This is a genomic window from Mycobacterium branderi (assembly GCF_010728725.1).
Classification (GTDB): domain Bacteria; phylum Actinomycetota; class Actinomycetes; order Mycobacteriales; family Mycobacteriaceae; genus Mycobacterium; species Mycobacterium branderi.
The window spans coordinates 928,536-947,157 of record NZ_AP022606.1; the positions used below are offsets into that span (position 1 = coordinate 928,536).

Annotated in this window: 20 protein-coding genes; 14 read left to right on the forward strand and 6 right to left on the reverse strand. The window is 68.6% G+C overall.

Annotated features, from left to right (window positions below):
- The first annotated feature begins 5 nt into the window (after nt 1–5).
- Genes G6N47_RS04975 through G6N47_RS04985 form a run of 3 tightly spaced genes read left to right on the forward strand, consistent with a single transcriptional unit; the run spans nt 6 to nt 3,679 of the window.
- Nucleotides 6–707 carry a phosphatidylserine decarboxylase gene (locus G6N47_RS04975; RefSeq protein WP_083134247.1) on the forward strand — a complete coding sequence of 234 codons (702 nt, stop codon included), beginning with the start codon at nt 6–8 and terminating at the stop codon, nt 705–707.
- Nucleotides 704–1,552 (forward strand): CDP-alcohol phosphatidyltransferase family protein, encoded by an 849-nt coding sequence (locus G6N47_RS04980; RefSeq protein ID WP_083134246.1) that lies wholly within the window; start codon nt 704–706, stop codon nt 1,550–1,552. The genes G6N47_RS04975 and G6N47_RS04980 overlap by 4 nt, the downstream gene beginning before the upstream one ends.
- The gene (locus tag G6N47_RS04985) at nt 1,553–3,679 is read left to right on the forward strand and encodes an AAA family ATPase (protein ID WP_083134245.1); all 2,127 of its coding nucleotides are present in this window, start codon (nt 1,553–1,555) and stop codon (nt 3,677–3,679) included.
- Here G6N47_RS04985 and G6N47_RS04990 read toward each other — a convergent pair.
- Nucleotides 3,661–4,257 (reverse strand): TetR/AcrR family transcriptional regulator, encoded by a 597-nt coding sequence (locus G6N47_RS04990; protein ID WP_083134244.1) that lies wholly within the window; start codon nt 4,255–4,257, stop codon nt 3,661–3,663. The genes G6N47_RS04985 and G6N47_RS04990 overlap by 19 nt on opposite strands.
- 21 nt (nt 4,258–4,278) lie before the next feature.
- Here G6N47_RS04990 and G6N47_RS04995 point away from each other — a divergent pair, with 21 nt between their 5' ends.
- The 11 genes from G6N47_RS04995 (at nt 4,279) to G6N47_RS05045 (ending at nt 15,215) form a co-directional block, all read left to right on the forward strand.
- Nucleotides 4,279–4,671: a hypothetical protein gene (locus tag G6N47_RS04995; RefSeq protein ID WP_083134243.1), complete on the forward strand. Its 393-nt coding sequence runs from the start codon at nt 4,279–4,281 to the stop codon at nt 4,669–4,671.
- A 213-nt stretch (nt 4,672–4,884) separates the two neighbouring features.
- On the forward strand, nt 4,885–7,722 hold the full coding sequence (locus G6N47_RS05000) for a Na+/H+ antiporter subunit A (RefSeq protein ID WP_083134242.1): 2,838 nt from the start codon (nt 4,885–4,887) through the stop codon (nt 7,720–7,722).
- Nucleotides 7,719–8,180 carry a Na(+)/H(+) antiporter subunit C gene (locus G6N47_RS05005; RefSeq protein ID WP_083134241.1) on the forward strand — a complete coding sequence of 154 codons (462 nt, stop codon included), beginning with the start codon at nt 7,719–7,721 and terminating at the stop codon, nt 8,178–8,180. Before G6N47_RS05000 ends, G6N47_RS05005 begins: the two co-directional genes overlap by 4 nt.
- Nucleotides 8,177–9,760, forward strand: a complete 1,584-nt coding sequence (locus G6N47_RS05010; RefSeq protein ID WP_083134240.1) for a Na+/H+ antiporter subunit D — start codon at nt 8,177–8,179, stop codon at nt 9,758–9,760. The genes G6N47_RS05005 and G6N47_RS05010 overlap by 4 nt, the downstream gene beginning before the upstream one ends.
- Nucleotides 9,757–10,284, forward strand: coding sequence for a Na+/H+ antiporter subunit E (locus G6N47_RS05015; RefSeq protein ID WP_083134239.1), 528 nt, complete (start codon nt 9,757–9,759; stop codon nt 10,282–10,284). The genes G6N47_RS05010 and G6N47_RS05015 overlap by 4 nt, the downstream gene beginning before the upstream one ends.
- Nucleotides 10,281–10,544, forward strand: coding sequence for a monovalent cation/H+ antiporter complex subunit F (locus G6N47_RS05020; protein ID WP_045373806.1), 264 nt, complete (start codon nt 10,281–10,283; stop codon nt 10,542–10,544). Before G6N47_RS05015 ends, G6N47_RS05020 begins: the two co-directional genes overlap by 4 nt.
- A complete protein-coding gene (locus G6N47_RS05025) occupies nt 10,541–10,879 on the forward strand; it encodes a monovalent cation/H(+) antiporter subunit G (RefSeq protein WP_083134238.1) in 339 nt (112 codons plus the stop codon). The genes G6N47_RS05020 and G6N47_RS05025 overlap by 4 nt, the downstream gene beginning before the upstream one ends.
- Nucleotides 10,863–11,750, forward strand: coding sequence for an SAM-dependent methyltransferase (locus G6N47_RS05030; RefSeq protein ID WP_083134237.1), 888 nt, complete (start codon nt 10,863–10,865; stop codon nt 11,748–11,750). The genes G6N47_RS05025 and G6N47_RS05030 overlap by 17 nt, the downstream gene beginning before the upstream one ends.
- A gap of 53 nt (nt 11,751–11,803) precedes the next feature.
- Nucleotides 11,804–13,033 carry an MFS transporter gene (locus G6N47_RS05035; protein WP_083134236.1) on the forward strand — a complete coding sequence of 410 codons (1,230 nt, stop codon included), beginning with the start codon at nt 11,804–11,806 and terminating at the stop codon, nt 13,031–13,033.
- Nucleotides 13,034–13,195: 162 nt separating this feature from the next.
- A complete protein-coding gene (locus tag G6N47_RS05040) occupies nt 13,196–13,591 on the forward strand; it encodes a hypothetical protein (RefSeq protein WP_139799707.1) in 396 nt (131 codons plus the stop codon).
- A gap of 256 nt (nt 13,592–13,847) precedes the next feature.
- On the forward strand, nt 13,848–15,215 hold the full coding sequence (locus G6N47_RS05045) for a 13E12 repeat family protein (RefSeq protein ID WP_083134272.1): 1,368 nt from the start codon (nt 13,848–13,850) through the stop codon (nt 15,213–15,215).
- A gap of 10 nt (nt 15,216–15,225) precedes the next feature.
- Here the strand turns inward: G6N47_RS05045 and G6N47_RS05050 are convergent, their stop codons facing one another.
- Genes G6N47_RS05050 through G6N47_RS05070 form a run of 5 tightly spaced genes read right to left on the reverse strand, consistent with a single transcriptional unit; the run spans nt 15,226 to nt 18,536 of the window.
- Nucleotides 15,226–15,840 (reverse strand): LON peptidase substrate-binding domain-containing protein, encoded by a 615-nt coding sequence (locus G6N47_RS05050; protein WP_083134271.1) that lies wholly within the window; start codon nt 15,838–15,840, stop codon nt 15,226–15,228.
- A 23-nt stretch (nt 15,841–15,863) separates the two neighbouring features.
- The gene (locus G6N47_RS05055) at nt 15,864–17,015 is read right to left on the reverse strand and encodes a glutamate--cysteine ligase (RefSeq protein ID WP_083134234.1); all 1,152 of its coding nucleotides are present in this window, start codon (nt 17,013–17,015) and stop codon (nt 15,864–15,866) included.
- Nucleotides 16,996–17,700: a superoxide dismutase[Cu-Zn] gene (gene sodC, locus G6N47_RS05060; RefSeq protein WP_083134233.1), complete on the reverse strand. Its 705-nt coding sequence runs from the start codon at nt 17,698–17,700 to the stop codon at nt 16,996–16,998. The genes G6N47_RS05055 and sodC overlap by 20 nt, the downstream gene beginning before the upstream one ends.
- Nucleotides 17,701–17,710: 10 nt before the next feature.
- Complete coding sequence (locus G6N47_RS05065) at nt 17,711–18,175, reverse strand: LytR C-terminal domain-containing protein (protein WP_083134232.1); 465 nt, start codon at nt 18,173–18,175, stop codon at nt 17,711–17,713.
- A gap of 52 nt (nt 18,176–18,227) precedes the next feature.
- Nucleotides 18,228–18,536 (reverse strand): DUF3263 domain-containing protein, encoded by a 309-nt coding sequence (locus G6N47_RS05070; protein WP_045373824.1) that lies wholly within the window; start codon nt 18,534–18,536, stop codon nt 18,228–18,230.
- Nucleotides 18,537–18,622 lie beyond the last annotated feature (86 nt).

Genomic DNA, 18,622 nt, shown 5'->3' on the forward strand with positions numbered 1-18,622 from the left:
ACCGCGTGGCACGACGCCCTTCCGACGGCCTGAGCGGCCCCCAGCGCCTGGTGGCATTGCTGCGGTCGACCATTCCCCCCGTGCACCCGGCCGGGCTGCCGTTCATCTCCGCGGGATTGGCGGTCGCGTTGGCCGGCCGCCGCTCTCGGTGGCTGCGCCGGACCGGGCTGCTGGCCGCCGGCGCCTGCGCCGGTTTCTTCCGCCACCCGCCGCGGGTGCCACCGACGCGGCCGGGCGTCGTCGTCGCACCGGCCGACGGCCTCGTCTGCCTCATCGAATCCGCCGCTCCCCCCGCCGAACTCGGTCTGCCCGACACCCCGCTGCCGCGGGTCAGCATCTTCCTGTCGCTACTGGACGCCCATGTCCAGCGGGCGCCGATCGGCGGCGAGGTGCTCGACGTGCAGCACCGGCCGGGCCAGTTCGGTTCGGCCGAACTGGCCGCGGCCAGCGAACACAACGAACGCACCAGCATGCGGATCCGCACCGACGCCGGCGCCGAGATCGTCGTCGTGCAGATCGCCGGGCTGCTGGCGCGCCGCATCGTCTGCGACGCCCGCGTCGGCGACAAGCTGTCGATCGGTGACACCTATGGCCTGATCCGGTTCGGGTCGCGACTCGACACCTACCTGCCCGCCGGGACGGAGGTGTTGGTCAGCGTCGGGCAGCGAGCGGTGGCCGGCGAAACGGTGCTGGCCCAACTGACATGACGACCAAACCCCGCCGAGCGGTCAACCTGCGCATCCTGCCCAGCTCGATGAGCGTGCTCGCCATCTGCGCCGGCCTGAGTTCGATCAGGTTTGCCTTGGAGGCTCAGCCGCACGCCGCGATGGCGCTGATCGCCGCGGCCGCCATCCTCGACGGGCTCGACGGCCGGGTGGCCCGCATCCTGGACGCCGAGTCGCGGATGGGCGAGGAGATCGACTCGCTGGCCGACGCGGTGAACTTCGGGGTGGCGCCCGCGGTGGTGGTCTACGTGTCGATGCTGTCGTCGTTGCCGGCCGGCTGGGTGGCGGTGCTGCTGTATGCGGTCTGTATTGTGTTGCGGCTGGCCAGGTTCAACGCGCTGCTCGACGACGCCACCCTGCCCGCCTACACGCGCGAGTTCTTCGTCGGGATGCCCGCACCGGCCGGTGCGATTGCCGTGCTCGGCCCGCTGGCCGCCAAGCTGCAGTTCGGCGCGGGCTGGTGGAGCTCGCCGTGGTTTGTCTGCGCCTGGGTGGCGGTGTGCTCGATGCTGGTGGTCAGCCGGATCCCGATGAAGAAGATGCATGCGGTGTCGGTACCGCCGAACTTCGCGGCGCTCCTGCTGGCGGTGCTGGCGATTGTCGCGGCGGCCGCATTCCTGTTTCCCTACATCCTGGTGATGGTGGCCATCGCTGTTTATCTGTGCCACATCCCGTTTTCGGTTCGCAGCCACCGCTGGCTGGCCGAGCATCCGGAAGTGTGGGGCGAGCGACCCAAAGAGCGGCGGGCCGTGCGCCGGGCCATCCGGCGAGCGCAACCGAACCGCCGCTCGATGGCGCGGCTGGGTCTCCGCAAGCCGGGGGGCTGAATGGCCCAGTTGACTTTGACCGCACGGCTGAACACCTCGGCGGTCGACTCGCGTCGCGGCGTTGTCCGCCTGCACCCGGAAGCGATTGCGGCCCTGGGCATTCGGGAGTGGGACGCGGTGTCGCTGACCGGGTCGCGGACCACCGCGGCGGTAGCGGGAACCGCGCGGGACATACCGGCGGGCACGATACTGCTCGACGACGTGACGCTGTCGAATGCCGGCCTGCGCGAAGGTAATCCGGTGATCGTGGTGGCGGCAACGGTATGCGGCGCACGGTCGGTGACGCTGAGCGGCTCGACGATCGCCAGCCAGTCGATCACGCCGGCCACGCTGCGGCAGGCCTTGCTGGGGAAGGTGTTGACGGTCGGCGACGCGGTGTCGCTGCTGCCTCGCGAACTCGGACCGGGCACGTCGACGACGGAAACCACCCGGGCGCTGGCGTCGGCCGTCGGAATCAGCTGGACATCGGAACTGTTGACGGTCACCGGGACGGACCCCGCCGGACCCGTGAGCGTGCAGCCCAATTCGCTGGTGACCTGGGGAACCGGCGTGCCCGCCGCGGTCGAGCCGGTCGTGCCCACACCGGTCCACGACCTGAAGGGAGTCGATGCTCAGGCCCGCAAACTGGCCGAATGGCTCAAGCTGTCGCTGGACGAGCCCGGCCTCTTGGAAAAGCTCGGCGCCACAACCAATTTGGGTGTTCTGGTGTCCGGGCCGGCCGGCGTCGGGAAGGTGACGCTGGTGCGGGCGGTGTGCGCCGGGCGCCGGCTGGTGGAGCTGGACGGACCCGGAGTCGGCGCGTTGGCGGCTGACGAACGATTGAAAGCCGTTGCCGCGGCGGTGGCTTCGGTACGTCAGGGCGGTGGGGTGCTGGTGATCGCGGACGTCGACGCGCTGTTGCCGGCCGCCGCCGAGCCGGTCGCGTCGCTGATCCTGGCCGAACTGCGCACGGCGGTAGCGACTCCCGGGGTGGCGTTCATCGCGACCTCGGCGGTGCCGGAGAACCTGGACGCCCGGTTGCGTGCGCCCGACCTGTGCGACCGCGAGCTGGGCCTGAGCCTGCCCGACGCCGCCACCCGCGCCGCGCTGCTGGGCTCGCTGCTGCAGCGGGCACCCACCTCCGAGCTTGACCTTGCCGAGATCGCGGGCCGCACACCGGGTTTCGTTGCCGCAGACTTGGCTGCTTTGGTGCGCGAGGCCGCGTTGCGGGCCGCCGCCCGGGCCAGCAGCGACGGCGGGACGCCGATGCTAACCCAGGATGACCTGCTGGGCGCGTTGACCGTCATCCGGCCGCTGTCGCGCTCGACGGGGGACCAGCCGATGGTTGGCGACGTCACGCTCGACGACGTCGGCGACATGGCGGCCACCAAGCAGGCGCTCACCGAGGCGGTGCTGTGGCCGCTGCAACATCCCGACACCTTCTCCCGCCTCGGCGTCGACCCGCCGCGCGGGGTGCTGCTGTACGGGCCGCCCGGCTGCGGCAAGACGTTCCTGGTGCGCGCGCTGGCCAGCACGGGCCGGCTGAGCGTGCACGCGGTCAAAGGCCCCGAGCTGCTGGACAAATGGGTGGGCAGTAGCGAGAAGGCGGTCCGCGAATTGTTCCGCAGAGCAAGGGATTCGGCGCCGTCACTGGTCTTTCTCGATGAGGTCGACGCGCTGGCGCCGCGACGCGGGCAGAGCTTCGACTCCGGCGTCAGCGACAAAGTCGTCGCCACGCTGCTGACCGAACTCGACGGCATCGACCCGCTGCGCGACGTCGTCGTCGTAGGCGCCACCAACCGGCCCGATCTGGTCGACCCGGCGCTGCTGCGGCCCGGCCGGCTGGAGAAGCTGGTGTTCGTCGAACCACCCGACGCCGCCGCCCGCCACGAAATCCTCAGCACCGCAGGCAAATCCATTCCATTGCACACCGATGTCGACTTGGCCGCGCTGGCAGACGATCTGGACGGATACAGCGCCGCCGACTGCGCGGCGCTGCTGCGGGAAGCCGCGCTGGCCGCGATGCGGCGGTCCATCGACGCCGCCGACATCACCGCCGACGACATCGCCGTGGCCCGCGAATCAGTTAGCCCGTCACTGGATCCCGGGCAGGTGGCGGCGCTGCGCGCCTACGCGGAGGCCCGGTAGCTCGTCAGCAACGCGCGCACCGCCGCCGCGACGTCGTCTTCCAGCCAACCCGGGACCGGGTCGTCGTGAGCGTGACGACGCACAACCGCGTAGGGCAGGTCGGCGACCGCTCTGGCGACTGCGTCGACGCTGCGCGGATCGCTGCTGCCGTATAGCGCCTCGGCGAGGCTGCGCACCCGCTCCTGCAGCGGCGCATTCATGGCGGTCAATGTCTGCTCGAACGCGGCGTCGGGTTCGCCGTCGAGCAGGTCACCCGGCCGGATGGTCAACAGCAGGCGTGCGTCCTCGGGGCGCTCGCGCATGAAGCCGATGGCCACGACGGCCATCGCGACGGCCGATTCGAGGGGCGTATCGGCCGCGGCGGCCATCGCCTGGGCCTGGAACCTTTCGAGTGCACGCAGCCAGGCGGCGGTCAGGACCCCGTTGCGATTGCCGAACCGGTGATACAGCGTGCCGGCCGGCGCGCCGCTCGACTTGGCGATCGCGGCGACGCTGGCCGCCCGCGGACCGTCGGCGAGCACCAGCGAGCGCGTCGCGTCGAGGATCACATCGGTTTCGTGCTTCCGCGGAGGTGCCATGATCTAGTACAGTCCTTCTATATGGAACGATTACCCTATATCGATGAGCATGCCAGATCGATCGACGCTTCCGCCGCAGACACGTGGTCCGCGCTTTTGCGGGTAATGTGCCGCGATCCGAACGATCCCTCGACGGTCCCGGTGGGCTTCGCACTGGACGAAGCGAGGGCGCCGGTCCGACTGGCGTTGAAGGGCCGCCACCCGTTCGCCGTCTACCGATGGATATTCGAACTGGATCCCGAAGGCCCACAGCGCACCCGGGTGCGCTCGCAGACATGGGCGGCGTTCCCCGGTCTGCACGGCAAGATCTACCGGGCGCTGGTCATCGGCAGCGGTGCGCATCGCGTGGTAGTGCGCTGGACGCTCAAACGCATTGCAGCAGCAGCTGACGGCCTACGCGATTGTGCGGTTTGATACACCCCCACCGGCGCGTCGCGTATAAAACCGCACACTCGGCGCCGATGACTGTGGGACACCCCATACACGCGCGAAACACATTGAGCGACAACGACTCCCACGCGTCAACACGACGCCCGTAGATTCCGTCGCAGCGTGCGGCGCCCAACCAACCGGTAGACTGCCTGGCGAAATAGCCCTATCAGGCTGACACCCCGACACCGGAGTGCCATGCTCGCCATCCTGTTTGCCCACGCGGTCGCTGCCGTGCTGGCACCGCTGCTGGTGCGCAAATGGGACCGGTTGGCGTTCTATCCGCTCACGCTGGTGCCGCTCGGGTCGCTGAGTTGGGTGGTGCTGCACTGGCCACGCCACGCGGACCAGAAGCAAAGCATCACCTGGGTGCCCGAGCTGTCGATGAACATCGCGCTGCGCTGCGACCCGCTGGCCGCGATCATGAGCGTGCTGGTGCTGGGCATCGGCGCGCTGGTGCTGTTCTATTGCGCCGACTACTTCCACCATCGCGACGGGCACACCGAAAACCGACTGCCCAGCTTCGCCGCCGAACTGGTCGCGTTCTCCGGGACCATGTTCGGCCTGGTGGTCGCCGACAACATGCTGGTGCTCTACGTGTTCTGGGAGCTCACCACGGTGTTGTCGTTCCTGCTGATCGGCCACTACGCCGAGCGGCTGCTCAGCCGGCGCGCCGCCACCCAGGCGTTGCTGGTCACCACCGCCGGCGGGTTGGCGATGCTCGTCGGCATCGTCATCCTGGGCCACGCCGCCGGCAGCTACCGGCTCTCCGACGTGGTTGCCTCTCCCCCGTCGGGTCCCGCGGTGGCCGTTGCAGTGCTGCTGATGCTGGTCGGCGGGCTGAGCAAATCGGCGATCGTGCCGCTGCACTTCTGGTTGCCCGGCGCCATGGGCGCGCCGACGCCGGTCAGCGCCTATCTACACGCCGCCGCGATGGTCAAGGCCGGCGTCTACCTGATCGCGCGGATGGCACCCGGATTCGCCGACTCGCCAGGCTGGCGTCCCGCCGTCGTGATCCTGGGCGTGACCACCATGCTGCTGGCCGGCTGGCGCGCGGTCCGCGAATACGACCTCAAGCTGATCCTGGCGTTCGGCACCGTCAGCCAGCTCGGGCTGATCACCGTGCTCGTCGGCAGCGGCGGCCGCGACCTGATGCTCGCCGGCCTGGCGGTGCTGTGCGCGCACGCGATATTCAAGGCCGCCCTGTTCATGGTCGTCGGGATCGTCGACCACGCCACCGGCACCCGGGATGTGCGCCGGCTCGCCGGGCTGGGACAGCGTTGCCCGTCGGTGCTGGTGATCGCGGCCGCGGCGACGGCCAGCATGGCCGCGCTGCCGCCGTTTCTGGGTTTCGTTGCCAAGGAGGCCGCGTTTGCCACACTTGCCCGCACACCGTACGTGCTGGGCGTAGTAGCCGCCGGCTCGGTGTTCACGATGATCTACAGCGTCCGGTTCCTGTGGGGTGCGTTCGCCCGCAAGGGCCGTCGCGAACCGAGCGCCCCGGTCGCCGGCATGCACCCGCCGACCGTGACATTCCTGACGGCACCGGCGATCCTGGCCGCGGCCGGCCTGGCCCTGGGCCTCGAACCGGCACCGCTGGGCCGGCTGCTGGACGGCTACGCAGGTAGCGCGAAAAACCTGGCGCTGTGGCACGGTGTCGGCCTGCCGCTGGTGCTGTCGGCCGGGGTCGCGACGCTGGGCGCCGCCGCGTTCTTCGCCCGAGCCCGGCTGCGTCGCGCGCGGGTCGGCTGGATGCCGCTGGGCAACGCCGACCGCGCCTACGACGCCGTGGTCCGCGGCCTCGACGTGATCTCGGTGCGATTGACCGGCGAAACACAGCGCGGCTCCATCCCGGCCACCCAGTCGGTGATCCTGTCGACGCTGGTGTTGGTGCCGACGGCGGCGCTGCTGCTGGGTGCGCGCGATCGCCCGCAGCTCCGGCTGTGGGATTCACCGCTGCAGCCGACGCTGGCCGCCCTGTTGGTGGCAGCCGCACTCGGCGCGACCGCGACGCGCAACCGGCTGGCAGCCGTGCTCATGGTCGGCGTGACCGGGTACGCCTGCGGCGCCATCTTCGCCTTCCACGGCGCGCCCGACCTGGCGCTGACCCAGTTCTTGGTGGAGACCGTGACGCTGGTGATCTTCGTGCTGGTGCTGCGCACGCTGCCGGCCGAAGTCGATCCGGGCGACATCAGGCGCCACCGGCTGCCTCGCGCCGCGCTGGCGGTGGCGGTCGGCGCCGCCGTCACGGTGTTCGCGATGTTCGCGATCGCCGCCCGCCACGGCACCGCGATCGCGAGCCTGCTGCCCGACGCCGCTTATCTGCGCGGCCACGGCGCCAACACCGTCAACGTGCTGCTGGTCGACATCCGGGCGTGGGACACCCTCGGCGAGATCTCGGTGTTGCTGGTCGCGGCGACAGGTGTTGCGTCGCTGGTGTTTCGGCACCGCCGGTTCGGGTCGGCGCCTCGCATGCCGCGGCCCGGGCAGCCGGACATCGGGGACATTCCCGTCACGCCCTACAGCCCGGCGATCGGCGACACCACCTGGTTGCGCGGCAGCGAATACCGTGACCCGCGCTACCGCTCGCTGGTAATGGAGGTGACCACCCGGATCATCTTCCCGCTGATCATGGTCGTGTCGGTGTACTTCTTCTTCACCGGCCACAACACTCCCGGCGGCGGTTTCGCCGGCGGGCTGACCGCCGGGCTGGCGCTGGTGTTGCGCTATTTGGCCGGCGGCCCTTACGAACTCGGCGAGACCCTGCCGCTGGACGCCGGCAAGATCCTGGGCGTGGGGCTGACCCTGGCCGCGGGGACCGCGACGGCGTCGCTGCTGCTCGGCGCTCCGGCGCTGTCGTCGGCGGTGCTGGCCGTCGACCTGCCGGTGCTGGGTCACGTCACGTTCGTCACCGCACTGGTCTTCGACCTCGGCGTCTATTTGATCGTGGTCGGTTTGGTGCTCGACGTGCTGCGCTCCCTCGGCGTGCGAGTCGGCGAGGACCAGGCCGCGGCCCGGGAGGCGGCCCTCACGTGACCGTCTACCTGATTCCGCTGCTCGCGACCGGCGCGCTGGTCAGCTGCGGGGTGTACCTGCTGCTGGAACGCACCCTGACCCGAATGCTGTTGGGGCTGTTGCTGATTGGCAACGCGGTCAATTTGCTCATCATCGCCGTCAGCGGCCCGCCGGGCAATCCGCCGGTTCGCGGCGCCGGCACGAGCGGCACACCCACCGCCGACCCGCTGGCGCAGGCCATGGTGTTGACGGCGATCGTCATCACGATGGGCGTCGCGGCGTTCGTGCTGGCGCTGGCCTACCGCTCCTATCGGCTGACCGCCGCCGAAGCCGTCGCCAAAGACGCCGAGGACACCCGCGTCGCGCAACTCTCGCCGGAGGAGGCCGCCGACGTCGACGCCGACCCGGAGGAGCCGTACCCCGACACCGACGAACCCGACGAACTCGACGCGCTGCCCGGCCATCGGGGGTCGCGATGAGCCTTGCCGCATCGTTGATTCCGCTGCCGGTGCTGGTGCCCATGCTCGGTGCCGCGGCGTGCCTGGTCGCCGGCCGGCGTCCCCGGCTGCAGCGCCTGATCACCTGGGCCGCGCTGGCGACGATCGTGCTGGTCGCCATCGCGTTGCTATTGCTGACCGACCGCAACGGCACGCTGGCCCTGCACGTCGGTGGTTGGGGCCCAACGCTTTTGGGGCCGCTGGGCGTCACGCTGGTGGTCGATCGGCTCTCCGCGCTGATGCTGGTGGTGTCGTCGGTTGTGTTGCTGACCGTGGTGGCCTACGCGATCGGGCAGGGTATCCGCGACGGCGACGACCGCCAGCCGGTGTCGATCTTCCTGCCCACCTACCTCGCGCTGGCCGCCGGGGTATGCATGGCGTTTCTGGCCGGCGACCTGTTCAACCTGTTCGTCGGCTTCGAGGTGCTGCTGTCGGCGAGTTTCGTGCTGCTGACCATCGGCGGCAGCGCCGCCCGGGTGCGCGCCGGCATCGGCTACGTGATGGTGTCGCTGCTGTCGTCGCTGATCTTCTTGTTCGGCATCGCGCTGATCTACGCCGCGACCGGCACCTTGAACATGGCCGAATTGGCGCTGCGCATCGGCACCGTCAGCCCCGGCATCCGCAGCGCGATGTTCGCGGTGCTGCTGGTCGCGTTCGGCATCAAGGCCGCGGTGTTCCCGCTGTCGGCGTGGCTGCCTGACTCCTACCCCACCGCGCCCGCGCCGGTCACCGCGGTGTTCGCCGGCATCCTGACCAAGGTCGGCATCTACGCAATCATCCGGGCGCATTCGCTGCTGTTCCCCGACGCGGGCCTCAATCATCTGCTGTTGGTGGCCGCGCTGCTGACCATGCTGATCGGCATCCTCGGCGCGATTGCGCAAAGCGACATCAAACGGCTGCTGTCCTTCACCCTGGTCAGCCACATCGGCTACATGGTGTTCGGTGTCGCCCTGTCGACCCAGGCCGGCATGGCCGGGGCCATCTACTACGTGGCGCATCACATCGTCGTGCAGACCACGCTGTTCTTGGCGACCGGCCTGATCGAGCGCCAGGGCGGCGCGTCGAGCCTGCAGCGGCTCGGGGGCCTGGCCGCAAACCCGTTGCTGGCGTTCGTGTTTCTGCTGCCGGCGCTGAATCTGGGTGGCATTCCGCCGTTTTCGGGGTTCATCGGCAAGGTGGCGCTGCTGCGGGCGGGCACGGCCGACGGGTCGGTGCTGGCCTGGCTGCTGGTGGCCGGCGGAGTGGTGACCAGCCTGCTGACGCTGTACGTGGTGGCGCGGGTGTGGTCCAAGGCGTTCTGGCGTCCGCGCGTCGACGCGCCCGACGGGGACCTGGTGGCGGCGCGGACGGCGGCGCTGCTGGAGGAAGTTGAAGACGTTGCGTTTGACGACCGCGACGACGTCGGGCACATGCCGGTCGGGATGGTGGCGCCGACACTGACGCTCATCGCCGTCGGGCTTTCGTTGACCGTGCTGGCCGGACCGATTTTCGCCTACAGCGACCGGGCCGCCGCCGAGGTGCTCGACCGCGGCAACTACATCTCGGCGGTGCTGTCTAGATGAGGGCCATGCTGCTGCGAATCGCCATCCTGATCGCGCTGACCGGCGTGTGGGTGTTGTTGTGGGGCAACTACTCTGCGGCCAACGCGGTCAGCGGGATGGCAGTCGCGTTCACGATCACCCTGCTGCTGCCGATGCCACCGGTGCCGGTCCAGGGCCGCGTGCATCCGCTGTCGGTGCTGCGGCTGGCCGTGCGGGTCGCGTGGTATCTGGTGGTGTCCAGCGTTCAAGTCTCCTGGCTGGCAATCAAACCCGGACCGCCGCCGCCGTCCGGGGTGCTGCGGGCGCAGGTGTCGATCAAGTCCGACCTCGTGCTGGTGTTCGCGGTCAACATCTTGACGATGATCCCGGGTTCGATCGTGCTGGAGATCGACCAGCTGCGCCGGGTGTTGTACTGCCACGTCATCGACGTCGGCTCGGCCCGGGCCATCGACCGGTTCTACCGGCAGGTCGCGGAGGTAGAGCGGTTGGTGGTGGCCGCCTATGAGCGCGACGAGGATTGGCAGCCTGTCGAGGAGGTCGCATGACCGTCTGGTTGATCGCCGGGGTGCTGCTGGGCGCCGCGGCGGCCATCACGATGTTCCGGCTGCTGGCCGGGCCGAGCACATTGGATCGGCTGGTGGCGGTCGATACTTTGATCGCGGTGACGATGTGCGCGATCGGCACTTGGGCCGCAGCCAGTTTGGACAGCACGGTGACCTACAGCCTGGCGGCGCTGGCGCTGATCAGCTTCGTCGGATCGGTGAGCGTGGCCCGATTCCGAGTCCCCGACCGGGACCGCCGATGAGCCCCCTGGACGTCGTCTCCGGTGTGCTGGTGCTGGCCGGCTCGGTACTGGCGCTGACCGCCGCGATCGGGGTGGTCCGTTTCGGCGACACGCTCTCGCGCATGCATTCGGCGACCAAGCCGCAGGTGCTCGGTCTGCTGCTGGTGCTGGCCGGCGCCGCGATCCGGCTGCGCGGCAACTACGACGTCGGAATGCTGGTTCTGACTGGGGCGTTCACGGTTATTACGGCCCCGGTGGTCGCACACCGGGTTGGCCAATTGGCGTACCGGGAACAAAACATTCGGGAATCCCTGACTGTTGACGAAATGGAAGGTGGCGATGACGAGAACGGATGACGACAGCTGGGACATCACCGAGAGCGTCGGCGCGACAGCGCTCAGCGTGGCGCTGGCGCGGGCCCGCGAGACCGAGTGCGAATGCCCGCTGTTCACCGACCGCTACGCGCAGTACTTCGTCGACGCCGCCGTCGAACGAGGCTGGCGCCCACCGTCTTCCGGCCCGATGGCCGAACGGCTGCGGATCATCGGCGGCTACGCCGCGGCGCGCACCAAGTGGTTCGACGAGCAGTTCATCGCCGCCGGCGCCAACGGGATCGAGCAGGCGGTCATCCTGGCCGCCGGGTTGGACGCGCGAGCCTGGCGACTGCCGTGGGTGCACGGCACCGTCGTCTACGAGATCGACCAGCCTCGGGTATTGGAGTTCAAGGCCGAAACTCTCGCCGCGCACAGCGCCCGACCGGCGGCCGGCTACTGCGCCGTCCCGGTCGACCTGCGCCAGGACTGGCCAAAGGCGTTGCGGGACGCTGGTTTTGACCCTTCGGCCGCTACGGTGTGGTCAGCCGAAGGACTGCTGTCCTACTTGCCGGCGGCCGGCCAGGATCTGCTGTTCGAGCGGATCGTCGAGCTCAGCGCGCCGGGCAGCCGGGTGGCGGTCGAGGCGTTCAGCCCGCGATTCTTCGACCCCGAATACCTGGAACGCCAGGCCGAGCAGTGGCGCCGCATCCGGGAGAGCGGCGCGCAGACCCCGAACGATCTGTGGTACGTCGAAGAACGCACCGACCTCGAACAGTGGCTGACCGGGCGCGGCTGGAAAGTCGCCGCGATCGAGGCACTGGATTTGATGCGGCGTTACGGGCGATCACCCGCCGCCGACGACGAACAGACCATCCCGCGCAGCGTTTTCATCGAAGGCCGACGACCGAGCTAGACACACCGGAAAATCGGGTGCGTGGCGGGGCGGCCGCCGGGTAGGTTCGGCTGATGCTCACCGTGGCACAACGGCTTACGGGAGCACGGCGGTTGTTCATCGTGTCGACGACGGTCGCGATGGTCAACCACGGCCTGTGGGTCCCGTTGGTCTTTCTGTTCTTCACGCTCGGCCGCGGCCTGCCGCTCACCGGGGCCGGGATGGCCGCGACCGTCGGCAACACCGGCGCCCTGTTCGTCGGGGCCGTCGTGTCCGGACGGGTTCTCGACCGGCTGGGACCGTTCCGGACGATGACGGTGTCGGGCGTTCTGGCCGCCGGTGCGTTCCTGGGCTTCCTGGTCACCACTACCCTCGCGGCGGCCGCGTTGTTCTGCTTCGCCGCCTCGATGGCCGCCAACATGTTCTTCACCAGCGATCCCGAGGCGGTTCGCCGCCTGACGGCCGAGGGGCACGACCGCACGCAGATGTTCGCCGCTCTGACCACGGTGCGAGTACTCGGCTTCGGCATCGGCGCGCTGGGCGCGACGTTGGGTCTGGTCCTCGACGCCGGTTCCGGATGGTTCTGGTCGGTGCTTGTCGCGCTGATCGCTAGCGGTGAGTTGATCACTGCGATCCTGTATTGGCAGTTGCGCTGGGTCGACGACGCGGGCGGTCCGGACGAGCCGGGTGAATGGCAGCCGCCGCGGTACCGCGACGTCGTCCGGCAAGGCGGATTCATGGCGTTCGTTGCGGGCGTCTTCGTCATCGCGCTGACCACGATCGGCATGGACACGGCGCTGCCGCTGTTCATGCTGTCGGTGGGGCTGCCGAAATGGTCGACGACGGTGGCGTACGTGGCCATCTGTGTGGCGGTAGCGGCGTCGGCCCGGTTGGTGTCGGCGATCGGCCGGCGGGTGGCACACCTGCGGATCCTGTCGTGGTCCACGGCGTTGTGTGCGGTCAGTTTCCTGGTGGTGGACAGTCTGGTCGCGGTCCAAAATGCCGGTGCCGCAGCGTTGTTCGCGGTACTGGCCGTCGGGCTGATTCTGTTCAGCATGTCCGACGCGGCCTGCAACACCCTCGGCGCGAACATCATGCTGACGTTTGCGCCGGAGGAGTCCTCCGGGCGGCACGGCTCGCTGCTACAGACCGCATGGGCGGCGGCGACGGCGGTCGCACCGGGCATGTACGCCGCGCTGTTCAGCGCGGGCCGGATCCTGCCGTGGCTGGTCAGCTCGGCGTTGTTGGCCATCGCCGCAACGGTATTCGGCGCGGTGCACCGCGGCGCCGGGCGTGCGGCTTAACACTAGAACGGTGGCGGTTCGTCGTGGTCGCCGGGTGGGGGTAGATCGAAGTAGCTTCAATAATCGGCTCTTCGTGCCGCCCGACGCGTTCATTGAATGCCAAGCGCCCCCACGATCCGTCATTCACCATCGAGGGGAAGTCTGTTGAGAAGGGGGAACGCAATGAGCACTGTTCTTGAACGGAGACGGGCACTCTGGCCGAACCCGCATACCCGCGCAGACGCGGCCCGACTGTACGCCGAGGGGATGGAGTTGAGGGACGTGCTAGAGCGCTACCCCAATGAGGTGATCAGTGTCTCGGGCGGAAAGCCACGCGGGGCTGCGCGGCGAGCGATATATGCGCATTGGGCGCTGCTCCAGGAAATGGTGGGTGAGCCGGACATCGACCCAGACGACCGCCTCGCCGTCGAGCGGGTGATTCGCGAGGAGGGACCAGAGATTGCCATGTGCCGCACGGGTAGCGCGTTGACGAAATACAAGGCCGACTTCCCCGAGATGAATCGCTTCCCGAACCTCGCCTGGTGGGCCAGTCAGGCACCGTCGAATTGGCCGCGCTGAAGCGCGGCGACACTGGGCATAGCACGACCGGCTCGCGGCCAGACCCTGGCTGATCCGCATCGCCACAGCCACCTCGGCGCCCACCGCTGCCTCGGTACCCGAACAGCGCGAGAGCCGATAACCGAACAACTGTCACCGCAGCGGCGACGACGGGCCCGTTCTGCGCTTTCCGCCGGATTGTCCACAGTTCGGCTTCTATCCACAGCGGGGCTTGTCGCGGGCATCGGTGTCGGACCCCATCGATATGATTTCGAACATGCGTTCGGATAGCCGGGAGGAGATCGTCGAGGCCTTCGACGCACTCGAATCTGCCATGAAGCGCGCCCTGGATCTGTCCTTCGAGGTGTTGACCACTCCGGAATGCCTGGCCATGTTGGAGCGCTGTGAAACCATCCGCCGGCGGTTGCCGGCGGTGGAGCATCCGCTGATCAACCAGCTGGCCGAACAGGCCAGCGACACCGAGTTGGGCGGCACGCTGCGCTTCGCGCTGGCCGAGCGGCTACGCATCACCCCGGCCGAAGCCTCCCGGCGCATCCACGACGCCAAAGACCTCGGGCCGCGCCAGGCCATGACCGGCGAACCCCTCGACGCGCTGCTGCCCGCCACCGCCGCCGCCCAGCGCGCCGGGCAGATCGGGGCCGCTCATGTGGCCGTGATCCGTGGTTTCATGCACCGGCTGCCCGGCTTCGTCGACGCCGAGACCCGCGCACACGCCGAGGCCCACCTGGCCGAGTTGGCCGGGCAGCATCGCCCCGACGACCTAGCCATGTTGGCCCAGCGGCTCACCGACTGCCTCAACCCCGACGGCGACTTCACCGACGACGAGCGGGCGCGCCGACGCGGCCTGACCCTGGGCAAGCAAGGCCCCGATCTCATGTCGCACCTAAGCGGCTGGATCACCCCGGAACTGCGCGCCACCCTCGAAGCCGTGTGGGCCAAACTCGCCGCCCCCGGCATGTGCAACCCCGCCGATTCGGCACCCGTCGTCGACGGACCACCCCCCGAGGAGACGGCCCGCCGCGACACCCGCAGCACCGCTCAACGCCAGCACGACGCCCTGCTGGCCGGACTGCGGGGGTTGTTGGCCTCGGGAGAACTGGGTCAGCACAACGGGTTACCGGCCAGCATTATCGTCACCGCCAACCTCAAAGACCTCGAAGCCGGCACCGGACACGGCCTCACCGGCGGCGGAACACTGCTACCCATGAGCGATGTGATCCGGATCGCCTCCCACGCCCACCACTACCTAGCCATCTTCGACAAAGGCAAAGCCCTGGCGCTCTACCACACCAAACGCTTAGCCTCCCCGGCCCAACGAATCGTGCTCTACGCCAAAGACCACGGGTGCAGCTTCCCCAACTGCCCCGTACCCGGCTATCACTGCGAAGCCCACCACTGCACCCCCTACGCGAAATGCCACACCACCGACGTCAACGACCTCACCCTAGGCTGCGGCGGGCACCACCCCATCGCCGAAAACGGCTGGACCACCCGCAAACTGAAAAACGGCGACACCGAATGGATACCACCCCCACACCTCGACCACGGCCAACCCCGCACCAACAACTACTGGCACCCCGACAAACTCCTCCGGCCAGACGACGACGAAGACGACGACCCGTAGCGCGGGAATGCTATTCCGACAGCTGGAATTCGATCATCGCGGCGACCGACTCGACGGCCTCGCGAAGCGCCGCGAGCCGATCGGCCACCGACGGCGCGGACAACACTGCGTAGCGATCCGCCTGACCCATCGGTACCCGAGTTGCCAACGCGTACAACCGCTCTCCCGCGTCATCGGGCCGCGGGCCTAACAGAGTGTCGGGCCCCGGCAGCACCACGCCACGGGCGCCGGCGATTCGCTCGAACAGCGCCAGCACCTGGTCCTCGACCTCGCGCAGCTGGTCGGCGGTCACAGCATCCCCGGGCTCGTCGGGCCAGAACCGCACCAGAGCCCGCGGGTAGGGGTCGTCGGGCAGCCATTCGCTCACCCGGATCCGCCCACGGGTACGGCAACGCAGCGCATACCGGCCGGAGCCCACATCGATGCATTCGTCGATCGCCGCCACAGTCCCCACATCGCAACGCGCGTCGCCGCCGCCCACCTCGCGGCCGCGGGAGATCAGCACCACCCCGAACCGCGGCTCGGTGCTGCGCATGCAGTCCTGCACCAGCGCGGTGTAGCGCGGCTCGAAGATGCGCAGTGGCAGGTCCTCGCCCGGCAGCAACGCCGACTCGAGCGGAAACATCGGCAGCTCAAATGTTTCCACGATCAGATGTCCAGCTCGCCAACAAGCGCGTCGACGACAGCGCGCAGATCGCCGTCGTGCTCCTCGGCCACCCGGCGCTGCCGTTGATACGACGCCCCGAGCCGGGGAATATCGGCCACGGCAGCCAGTTCGTCGGCGCAGTGCAGCGATTTGGCAACCGGCTCAAGGCGATTGAGCACGTCGGCCAGATGGTCGGTGACGAGGCGCTCGTTGCTGTCGGCGTCGAGGATGATCACCGCGTCCAAACCATATCGGGCGGCCCGCCACTTGTTCTCCTGGACATGCCACGGCGGCATGGTCGGCAGCGTCTCACCGGCTTCCAGCCGGCGATCCAGGTCGACCACCAGGCAGTGCGTCAACGCCACCAACGCGGAGAGCTCCCGCAGGTTCGACACCCCGTCGCAGATCCGCACCTCCAGCGTCCCGTTGTGTGGCGAAGGCCGGATGTCCCAACGGATTTCGTCGATATCGTCGATGATTCCGGTTTTCTTCTGGTCATGCACGAATTTCTCGAACTCGGCCCAAGTCTGAAACTGGAACGGCAGGCCGGCGGTGGGCAACTGCTGGAACATCATCGCCCGGTTGCTCGGATATCCGGTGTCCTCACCGCCCCACCATGGCGACGACGCCGACAACGCGAGCAGGTGCGGGTAGTAGTCGAGCAGCGACGACATGATCGGCATCACCTTGTGCGCCGAGGACAACCCGACGTGCACGTGCACACCCCAGATCAGCATCTGCCGACCCCACCACTGGGTGCGCTTGATCAGCTCGGCGTAACGCGGTGCGTCGGTGAGCTTTTGGGCGGACCACCGCGCGAACGGATGGGCGCCCGCGCAGAACAGCTCCATGCCGCGGTCCCGGACGATGGGACGCGCGGTGCGCAGCGTCTCGCGAAGGTCTTCCATCGCTTCGGCGGTGCACTCGCACACCCCGCTGACGATCTCGACGGTGTTGCGCAGCAATTCCTTGTGGACACGCGGGTTTTCGCCGATCTCCCCCATGACCTCGACGGCTTCGTTGCTCAGATCACGGGTCTGCGCGTCGACTAACGCGAATTCCCACTCCACTCCGATCGTCGGTCTTGGCGAGCCGGCGAAATCCACACGCTCGGTTACCCTGTTGCCCTTCGGGCTAACCGGAACCAATGACACCGCACGCCACCCGCTTGCCGGCGTCGCCGGTGGCCATGGTGGTCTGGTCGGGACCGGGCGCGCCGTTGACCTGGGTGTAGCGGTCCGGCGGGATGTTGGCGAAGTTGTCGGCGCCCTCGTGGATGACGATCGCCGAGCCGTCGCCGGACACCAGGTCCTCCTTGGTGAACGCGTCGGTGGTGGTCACCAGCAGCGCGGCACCGTCCTTGCGGACCTGCAGCGAGGTCAGGTCACCGCTTTCGGGATCGCCGGTGTGCCCGGGAGCTTGGTAATGCCCGCCGGCAGAGAGGAAGTCGCCCGGCGCACCCCCCGTCGGGGCGACGGAGTTGGGCTCGCACTTGCCCACCGAGTGGATGTGCACGCCGTGGAACCCGGGGGACAGCTGGCCCAGGCCGGTGGTCTCGATCGTGACGGTTACAAAGCCGTTGTCGAATTCGAACTTCGCCGTGGCGACCTGCACGCCGGTGGGCGACATCAAATGCGTGGTCAGGCTCTCCGGCCGTCCCGGACCGCCCTTCGGCGGCGTGCTGGCCGGCGGCGGCGACCCGGTCCACACCGACGGCGTGGTCCCGGGCGACGTCGCCGGCGGCTGGTTGGGCGAACAGGCGCTCAGCAGCGCGACGGGGACGGCGAGCACTCCGAGGGCTGTTGCGGCGACGACTTTGCGGCTCACGGGCTTGACCATGGGGTAAAGACTAGCCCGCAACCACCACGATGACGCCGGGTGGCTGGTCGGCGACTTCGGGGACCCGTGGTTCAACGGGGGCGTCCAGTAATTTGCCCACTGCGTCGGCGGTGTCCCGCTCCCCGGGCGCATTGCTGAAGTACACCGTGGTGGCCGAGACGTCGGGCAACGACAGGTTGCCGACCTCGGCAACGTCGTAGCCCTTGCCCTTGAGCTGGTCGGCGGTTCGGCCGGCGACGCCCTCCTGGCCGGAGATGTTGTACACCCGCACCTGGGCCTTCGCCGCGGCCGGCGTCGACTTCTTCGGCGGCATTGTGCTGGTCGTCACGGTCGACACCGAATCGTCGTCGTCGGAGTGCCCGCTCGATCCCATGGCCTGGAAACCCACCAGCAAGAAGATGACGCCGAGGAAGAGCAGCACCATCACCATGGCCCGCAGGGGCAGGCCGGAAGAGTCCGGGACACGTTCGTTCATTTCAGCCCACTGTATCCAGGCGTGGGCCCAAACCCACAAAACCGGATAAAGGTCAGGTGACCTCGAAGCCGAGCCGCCGCGCGGCCCGCGCCTTCTGCCGGCTGGCACGCAGCCGTCGCAGCCGTTTCACCAGCATCGGATCGGCCGCCAGCGCCTCGGGACGATCGACCAGCGCATTGAGCACCTGGTAATACCGCGTCGCCGACATCGAGAACAACTCTTTGATGGCTTCTTCTTTTGCACCGGCGTATTTCCACCATTGACGCTCGAACGCCAGAATGTCGTGTTCGCGGCGGGTCAGCCCATCAACGATTTCAGAGTCGTCCCCCGATCGATTAGCCCGCGCCTCAGCGCTGTCCATATCGCTCCTCTGAGCCTTCCCAAGACCCTTCGAATCTCGAATGCTGGCTGTTCCGGCGAATATTCAACCACGCCCGCAACAGCTGA

Bases quoted from the DNA above. Each gene is read 5' to 3' on its own strand.
- G6N47_RS04980 (WP_083134246.1), top strand. From the start codon at position 704: ATGACGACCAAACCCCGCCGAGCGGTCAACCTGCGCATCCTGCCCAGC.
- G6N47_RS04985 (WP_083134245.1), top strand. From the start codon at position 1,553: ATGGCCCAGTTGACTTTGACCGCACGGCTGAACACCTCGGCGGTCGAC.
- G6N47_RS04990 (WP_083134244.1), bottom strand. From the start codon at position 4,257: ATGGCACCTCCGCGGAAGCACGAAACCGATGTGATCCTCGACGCGACG.
- G6N47_RS04995 (WP_083134243.1), top strand. From the start codon at position 4,279: ATGGAACGATTACCCTATATCGATGAGCATGCCAGATCGATCGACGCT.
- G6N47_RS05000 (WP_083134242.1), top strand. From the start codon at position 4,885: ATGCTCGCCATCCTGTTTGCCCACGCGGTCGCTGCCGTGCTGGCACCG.
- G6N47_RS05010 (WP_083134240.1), top strand. From the start codon at position 8,177: ATGAGCCTTGCCGCATCGTTGATTCCGCTGCCGGTGCTGGTGCCCATG.
- G6N47_RS05015 (WP_083134239.1), top strand. From the start codon at position 9,757: ATGAGGGCCATGCTGCTGCGAATCGCCATCCTGATCGCGCTGACCGGC.
- G6N47_RS05020 (WP_045373806.1), top strand. From the start codon at position 10,281: ATGACCGTCTGGTTGATCGCCGGGGTGCTGCTGGGCGCCGCGGCGGCC.
- G6N47_RS05025 (WP_083134238.1), top strand. From the start codon at position 10,541: ATGAGCCCCCTGGACGTCGTCTCCGGTGTGCTGGTGCTGGCCGGCTCG.
- G6N47_RS05030 (WP_083134237.1), top strand. From the start codon at position 10,863: ATGACGAGAACGGATGACGACAGCTGGGACATCACCGAGAGCGTCGGC.
- G6N47_RS05035 (WP_083134236.1), top strand. From the start codon at position 11,804: ATGCTCACCGTGGCACAACGGCTTACGGGAGCACGGCGGTTGTTCATC.
- G6N47_RS05040 (WP_139799707.1), top strand. From the start codon at position 13,196: ATGAGCACTGTTCTTGAACGGAGACGGGCACTCTGGCCGAACCCGCAT.
- G6N47_RS05045 (WP_083134272.1), top strand. From the start codon at position 13,848: ATGCGTTCGGATAGCCGGGAGGAGATCGTCGAGGCCTTCGACGCACTC.
- G6N47_RS05050 (WP_083134271.1), bottom strand. From the start codon at position 15,840: ATGTTTCCGCTCGAGTCGGCGTTGCTGCCGGGCGAGGACCTGCCACTG.
- sodC (WP_083134233.1), bottom strand. From the start codon at position 17,700: ATGGTCAAGCCCGTGAGCCGCAAAGTCGTCGCCGCAACAGCCCTCGGA.
- G6N47_RS05065 (WP_083134232.1), bottom strand. From the start codon at position 18,175: ATGAACGAACGTGTCCCGGACTCTTCCGGCCTGCCCCTGCGGGCCATG.
- G6N47_RS05070 (WP_045373824.1), bottom strand. From the start codon at position 18,536: ATGGACAGCGCTGAGGCGCGGGCTAATCGATCGGGGGACGACTCTGAA.